The following is a 6,644-nucleotide window of genomic DNA, read 5'->3' on the forward strand; positions in this document are numbered from 1 at the left end:
ATGAACACGCTTGTAATCAAAGACCTTCCCGTAGCCGTTGAGATGGATCGTACTGCAATGACCGCCGTCTGCGGCGGCAGATTACCGCAGCAGATCTTGAACATCATCCAGGCCGTTGGCGACTATGCGTCTGACGCTCCTACCCAGCACAGTTTTACTGGCAGTGGGGCTTCTGTGACGTACTAACGAAAGCACCGTGATTTCGTGGCTCACGGCCCCACCAATGAGGGGCCTCTTTGAATTCGCTTCCGATGGCTTTGACCGCGCTGCCCCGATACCGACCGTTCCGCCTGAACTCAAGGAGTTGTTGTGAGCGTGAGCATTCGTTCTGAGGGCATTAAGACCGTTTCCTTGTTGAGAATCAATGAGGTACTAAGCTTCCGGTTCCACACCAAGCGTGCTCAACTTTTCTCCTCGCAAAACAACGGACTCCCACGCGGACCGCGGACGCGAGACACCATGACGACGGAGGTGCAGCCCCTTGTTGGCTTAAGCCGCCATCAGTATGGCCCGCGGCCAGCGGCAGCTAAGTCGAATAGTTGTTCCCGAAAATGCCACTTGCACGCACGGACCGGTCAGTTTTCTGCCAGTGAGAGGGCGCAGCGTGACTGGCCGCTGAGAGTCGGCTACGGAGACTCGATAGCGCTCGATACCAGAGCGCGGGCAAATTTGTACGCTGTCGAGTTCGGCAGATCGGACATCGAGCGCCGTCGCTTGATGACGCTAATTTGTGAGGCCTGCTGGACCAATGGCGCGACTCTCGACGGCTGAATATGATCATCGAATCGGTGGCCGATCAGCGAGTCGTAATCGGCCACATCAATGGCAACGATCGCCCTCAACATTTCCACAAACGCGTTGCCATCCTCTAAATGGGCGACCAACACACGAGCGGTGCGCAGCGAAAGTGTTTCCACGTAGGGAGGGGCGTCGTTCTCTGCTTCGAGGACGGATCCAAATCGATAGATCTGTTCGGATTCCCCATCTGGTATGGGGAGCGAGACACGATAGTCGCCTTCACGGTAAACCTCTTGTATGGTCGTTGAAGCAATGCAGCCACCAGCATGCCGGAGAGATCCACGGACCCGCCGAACTTCTGAAAAAACTCCCGCTCGGAGCGGGAGGAGCATTTGGCTGAGAGACAACGCCGTTGCAAAGGACGGCGCATCTTATTAAGTTTCTCGTTCGCCGCATAGCCCGGAAAACGAAACGCTTAATTTCGCAGATCTCGCGGTCCTAGGTGGGCCAGAAGGTCGTGTAGGGGTGGCTGGCTCCGCATCCGCAAATCCTAGACAAGCGACAGAAACGAGCGCGGACCCCTTCTCGAGAGTGTCGCCCTCGTTGTCGCGATTCCATGCTCGGTCACGTAAGGTCCTGCGCCGCGAGCTGATCGAGCGCGAGCTGATCATATCGGTCACAATACCCTGCCGCGAAGCTCGGCGCATTTTGAAAGCATATGTGTTTCTGCACTAGACTCAGAGGTCGCGCGTTCGCGATGCACAGTATCCGCCAGTCAGAAGCCGATGCTGTGCAGTACGGACGGGTGCGCTACTCGCTCTCGACCGGCGATCTAGGTGTGGTCATCTACCTACTGGGCTGCCTGCGCGGCATCTCCGCATTTTCGACGCTCGACGTCTTCAATCCGCCTCATATCATCGCGGAGTAGCGCAGGATCCCCACCGCATCAATGCTCACACTCACGTCGCGAGCCGGCTGCCGTCCCAGTCGTTGCTTCGCAGGCGGGCGTCACGTGCGGGCGGCCCCAGTTGGCCACGAGCGGTTAATCATCCTTGGCCAGCGAACGGCTGCTAACGGTGTGCGGATAAGACATTCGGTAACGGCTTGCGGCGTCGTTATGGGTAACTCAGCCGGCTGCCACTCGCAAAAGGCGTGCTGCCGCAATCTGCCGACCAACATCTTTATGAACGCCACCTCAGCAGTCAGATGGATGGGAAACGCTGCCGCATGAAGTCGATATAACCTTGGTCGTCAAGATTACGGCGCGCCTTGATAAAGCCTCGCGCGTCGTCGCCAACGAGATAGCGCAGGCGGTCCGTGCCGTCGGTCGCTGCGTTGTGAATGATGTGGGCCACCTCTTCTGCGGTGACCGTACGCGCAGCCGTGAGCATGGAGAAGGCCTCATTCGTGCGGGCGACGAAACTGTCATAGTCTTTCAGTGCGTCGCTCTTTGCTGCGCTTTGCGCGGAACGCTCGTTGAAGCGCGTGCTTGTTACGCCGCCGTGCGGATCGACGAGCTTCACGCCGATACCTTGAGATGCCAGTTCGTACGATAAGGACTCCGTGAAACCTTCGAGGGCAAACTTGCTTGCGCAGTAGAGCGAGAACATGGGCAAAGTGAAGATGCCGGCGCCCGACCCTACGTTCACGACGACCCCAGACTTGCGAGCCCGAAAATGCGGCAGGACAGCACGCGTGACGTTCATTACGCCAAACACGTTGACGTCGAATTGCGTCTGGATCGCCTCCGGCGACAATGCTTCAAACAACCCGTACTGACCGTAACCTGCATTGTTGAGCAGCACATCGATCGCGCCGAAGCGAGCGATGCCGGCGTCGACGGCGTTCTGGATGCTGCGGGGGTCCTGCACATCCAGTCTCACGACCTGCACGTTGTCCGCTTCGAGCGATGCATCCGGGCGACGCATCGTCGCAACGACATTCCAGCCCTTTGCGGCAAACAGTGTGGTGCTCGCCTTGCCGATACCCGACGAAGCACCGGTAATTAAAATAGTCTTGCTCATAGTTCTGCTTCCCTGACTGCCGATGGAAGAAACACGATAACAACCTGTGATCGATGCGACAATGCGCATAAAATCGTACGAGTTGATGCAGAATATCGAACAATGAACAGGACAGCGTTATCCGAATTGATATCGGTAGCAACCGTGGCGGCACACCGCAGCTTTCGCGGCGCCGCTAAAGAACTCGGTATGTCGCCATCAGGGCTGAGCCACGCAGTCGCCGCGCTGGAGCAGCGCATGGGCGTTCGTTTGTTTCACCGCACCACGCGCAGCGTGTCGCTGACAGAAGCCGGCGAGCAGTTTCTCGCACGCGTCAGTCCAGCGTTGCGCGAAATCTCCGCCGCGATGGACGAGGCCAATATGCATCGTGCAACACCGGCGGGCACATTGCGGATCAACGCGTCAGAAAGCGCGGCGCTGCGGCTGATGAACCCGGTCGGCTACGAATTCCTCCGGCGTTATCCCGACATGAAGCTCGATATCGCGACGGACGCGCGAATGGTGGACATCGTTGCGGAAGGATTCGATGCCGGGATCCGCCAGATCGACCATGTGCCTCAAGACATGATCGCCGTGCCGTGCAGTCCAGCGGTGTGCTTCCGGGTTGTGAGCGCACCCTCGTACTTTGTCGATCGAGCCACGCCTAAGGTACCCGACGATTTGCGCGCGCACGAATGCATTCGCGGCCGGCTGCCGGGCGGAACGCCTTACAAGTGGACGTTCGGGCAAAGCGGTGAGCGCATCGATATCGAGGTGCCGGGCGCACTGACGCTCGACAGCCCGCATTTGATACTCGACGCCGCGTTGCACGGCATCGGCCTCGCCTGGATGAGCGAGTGGGCGGTGGCCGACCATGTCGCTTCCGGCCGGCTGGTCAGCGTGCTCGACGACTGGTCGGAGTATGCATCCGGGCTGTGTCTCTACTATCCTGGACACCGGTATGTGCCCGCAGGATTGCGCGCATTCATCACCGTGATTCGAGATTGTGGAGCGTCCGAGCTCTCTGGCAGTGCCTGAAGCGCAACATCGCGGAACTGAAGAACGGTGTACCGGCACGTTATCGTCGGCCGTCTCCTGTCGGCCCCTGAACCGACCTTCGAGGCGCCATTGCGAGTGGCTGAAACGGGTCGATCCGCGACGTTCGATACGCTCACCAAGACGCCCAGCGTACGAAAAAGTCCGAATCTTGAGGGCACCCCAGATTGCGCGCCTTCCGAATCCTGTCGGCTAGACCAAGCCCAAATGGCCGGGCGCAAAAAAGCCACTCTTAGATGTAGTGCCGTTCAGTTAAGGTTCTTCTTAAGGTGTCGAACGGTGTAACGTTTAGGTCGGGATTTGACGACCCGCTCGCATGCGCGACCGGGTCGTTTTCGTTGGGTAAAGCCTTGAGACGTTCACGCAGCCGCTGAAGGCACGCTGGCAATTTTGCATAGGCCGGAGTAACGGAGGCCCACATCATTTCGTGCTGGATCGTATGAAAGGCCCGCACGAAGCTGATATCGGTCGGCTCGAGTTTGGCTTCCCATGCGGCACTGGCGATCTCACGGCGAATCAGGTTGTAGGCGATCAACGCACCCCATATCTCCGGAAACACCCCTTCGACGGTGCGACTGCGCAAGGTCAACTCCGAACCCAGCATCGATTGCTTGATCTCCCGGAAACTGGTTTCGATCTGCCAGCGGCGCTCGTAGCAGGCCACGATATCAGCGGGTTTGAAGCGCCGCCGGTCCCCCAGCGAAGTCAGCAGCACGCGTTCGCGCCCGCGTGCGTCGATGGTGCGAATCTTTCGCGCATTCCAGAATTCTGGCAAAGCCGGGCATTTCTTGCGTGCCTGCTGCGAGACGCACATGCGCACCGTTGCATCGTCAGCGGTACCGGAGATCACTTCCCAGCAGGTGTTGGATTTCGCTGGAATCAGGAAGTGGCGATCGCGTGCTTCCATCGTCAGGCCACACAGAATCTCAGCGGCCAGAAAGCCTTTGTCGAACACGGTCAGCGAGTCTTCCGGTATCTGCGGCAGCAGGCTTTTGGCGTACACCATTTCGTTGGTGTCGTAGCGACCGAAATTGATATCGGCGACCAGATGCGTTGGAATCGCGGTGAGCGTCACCGCGCGCACCTGCGGATAACTGGCCACCTTGCCACTGGCGTAACCTTGTGCGCCGAAGTGCTCACGGTTCGTCGGGCTGTCGGGCGTGCGCAGCGTGGTGCCGTCCATCGCCCACAGACTCAACCCCTTGAATGTATGGTGCGCCGCGTCCTGCGTCGTCCATGCACGTGCTGTCTGCTCAAACAGCCAAGCCAAGGGTGCCTCGCCGATGCGCTGACGCGCCTGCGCCGCGGCGCTCTTGCTGACAAACGGCGCGGCTTCGTTGGGCAACGCTAGGTCAAGGCTGTCGAGCACCTCGCTGATCGACCAGTGCCGATACATCGCCAGTGCAACGACCAGCCACACCACCTGTTCAGCCGGTAGGCGGCGGCGCCTTGGGCCTGCCGTCCCCGTAGCACGGACTGCACGCGCGATCAATTCGTAAGGAAGATGCTTAGCCAGCCGGCTCAGGTCGGCTACCGGCTCTTGTGCTTCGATCAGATAGGTAAGGTGGGCTGAGAGCATCGCGCTGAAAAGTTAACAGCTTGGCGCGTTGTTTACAACCTCTTCCTGCTTCAAAAACAAAATGCCGCTCAGCTCTCAACTGAACGGCATTACACTCTTAGGTGGCTTGTAAGCGTGGTGTCTATCTTGCAATTACCCACATCTTCTCAAGAATTTCTGTTAACGTTTTTAAATTAGGATGCCTATCGAGATTAAATGACTAATCATCGTCCGTTCTGCAATGAAAAGCGCTATCTTGATGAAGTTGCAGCGGACGACGAAACGTGGCTTGATCGGGAGGTTACGGAGTGCAAGTTCCAAGACGAACGTCTGGGAAAGCGGTTTCGGATTTTACTCGAGCGACTGTGGGGAAGCATGGGTCAAAGCATTCCGTTTGCATGCCAGGACTGGGCTAATACTAAGGCCGCTTATCGTTTCCTCGCCAACGACCGTGTGGGTGAGCAAGATATCCTGAGCGGGCACTTCCAGGCCACGAGAGAGCGCTTTGCCAATTCTGACGGGCCGGTTTTGGTGCTCCAAGACACGACGACATTTTCATATCAACGGGACCGGCCAGAGCTTATAGGCTTTACCGGAAAGAGCGGTAGCGTCAGGGACAAGGAAGGTCGCCGGCAGGCGCTCACGGTATGCGGCATGCTGATGCATTCGAGTCTCGCCGTTACGACAGACGGCGTGCCGCTGGGCCTTGCAGCAGTTAAGTTCTGGACGCGAAGCAAATTCAAAGGCTGCAATGCTTTGAAAAAGAGCATCAATCCGACTCGGGTACCTATTGAAGAGAAGGAAAGTTATCGTTGGCTTGAGAATCTCAGGCAGTCGACGACGCTGTTCCGTGATCCGAATCGATGCGTTCACATCGGTGATCGTGAAAGCGACATTTACGAGTTGTTTTGCGCGGCTCATGACATGAGAACACACTTTCTTGTTCGGACTTGCGTTGACCGACTGGCGGGTGATGGCGAACACACGATAGCGGATGAGATGGAAGAGGTGCGAGTAAAAGGACTACACCGTGTGCGGACTACCGACCAGAGAGGGAACGTCACGGAGGCCGTCCTCGAGATCAAATATCACCATCTCACGGTGTTGCCGCCCATCGGCAAGCAGAAACGCTATCCGGCACTAAACCTGACTGTGATACATGCGCAGGAAAAGACAGAGGCGATTGGCAGAAAAAGAATCGAGTGGAAGCTAGTTACGGACCTACCAGTCGCATCGAGGCGTGATGCAATCGAAAAGCTGGACTGGTACGCAATGCGCTGGAAGATCGA

The 6,644-nt window shown here is 57.7% G+C and carries 6 protein-coding genes and 1 pseudogene; 4 read left to right on the forward strand and 3 right to left on the reverse strand.

Annotated elements, in window-relative coordinates; all coding sequences use genetic code 11:
- Positions 1 to 186 (forward strand): hypothetical protein, encoded by a 186-nt coding sequence (locus GSQ93_RS10790; RefSeq protein WP_158935636.1) that lies wholly within the window; start codon positions 1 to 3, stop codon positions 184 to 186.
- Between the two features lie 440 nt (positions 187 to 626).
- On the opposite strand, the gene GSQ93_RS10795 is transcribed toward GSQ93_RS10790, so the two are convergent.
- Positions 627 to 917, reverse strand: a complete 291-nt coding sequence (locus tag GSQ93_RS10795) for a hypothetical protein (protein ID WP_158935637.1) — start codon at positions 915 to 917, stop codon at positions 627 to 629.
- Between the two features lie 578 nt (positions 918 to 1,495).
- Here GSQ93_RS10795 and GSQ93_RS10800 point away from each other — a divergent pair.
- Positions 1,496 to 1,666 (forward strand): hypothetical protein, encoded by a 171-nt coding sequence (locus GSQ93_RS10800; protein ID WP_158935638.1) that lies wholly within the window; start codon positions 1,496 to 1,498, stop codon positions 1,664 to 1,666.
- A 274-nt stretch (positions 1,667 to 1,940) separates the two neighbouring features.
- Here the strand turns inward: GSQ93_RS10800 and GSQ93_RS10805 are convergent, their stop codons facing one another.
- Positions 1,941 to 2,762, reverse strand: a complete 822-nt coding sequence (locus GSQ93_RS10805; RefSeq protein WP_158935639.1) for an SDR family oxidoreductase — start codon at positions 2,760 to 2,762, stop codon at positions 1,941 to 1,943.
- Between the two features lie 102 nt (positions 2,763 to 2,864).
- Here GSQ93_RS10805 and GSQ93_RS10810 point away from each other — a divergent pair, with 102 nt between their 5' ends.
- A complete protein-coding gene (locus GSQ93_RS10810) occupies positions 2,865 to 3,779 on the forward strand; it encodes a LysR family transcriptional regulator (protein ID WP_158935640.1) in 915 nt (304 codons plus the stop codon).
- 266 nt (positions 3,780 to 4,045) lie between these two features.
- Here the strand turns inward: GSQ93_RS10810 and GSQ93_RS10815 are convergent.
- A pseudogene (locus GSQ93_RS10815) lies at positions 4,046 to 5,376 on the reverse strand (IS4 family transposase).
- A 195-nt stretch (positions 5,377 to 5,571) separates the two neighbouring features.
- On the opposite strand from GSQ93_RS10815, the gene GSQ93_RS10820 reads away from it, so the two are divergent.
- The coding region (locus GSQ93_RS10820; RefSeq protein ID WP_158935641.1) for an IS4 family transposase at positions 5,572 to 6,644 on the forward strand (1,073 nt) is incomplete at its 3' end.

Origin of the sequence: Burkholderia sp. S171 (assembly GCF_009766085.1) — a bacterium.
In the GTDB taxonomy this organism is placed as follows: Bacteria; Pseudomonadota; Gammaproteobacteria; order Burkholderiales; family Burkholderiaceae; genus Caballeronia.

What these genes read in the sequence shown, in the direction of transcription:
- GSQ93_RS10790 (WP_158935636.1), top strand. Translation starts at nt 1, where the DNA reads ATGAACACGCTTGTAATCAAAGACCTTCCCGTAGCCGTTGAGATGGAT.
- GSQ93_RS10800 (WP_158935638.1), top strand. Translation starts at nt 1,496, where the DNA reads ATGCACAGTATCCGCCAGTCAGAAGCCGATGCTGTGCAGTACGGACGG.
- GSQ93_RS10805 (WP_158935639.1), bottom strand. Translation starts at nt 2,762, where the DNA reads ATGAGCAAGACTATTTTAATTACCGGTGCTTCGTCGGGTATCGGCAAG.
- GSQ93_RS10810 (WP_158935640.1), top strand. Translation starts at nt 2,865, where the DNA reads ATGAACAGGACAGCGTTATCCGAATTGATATCGGTAGCAACCGTGGCG.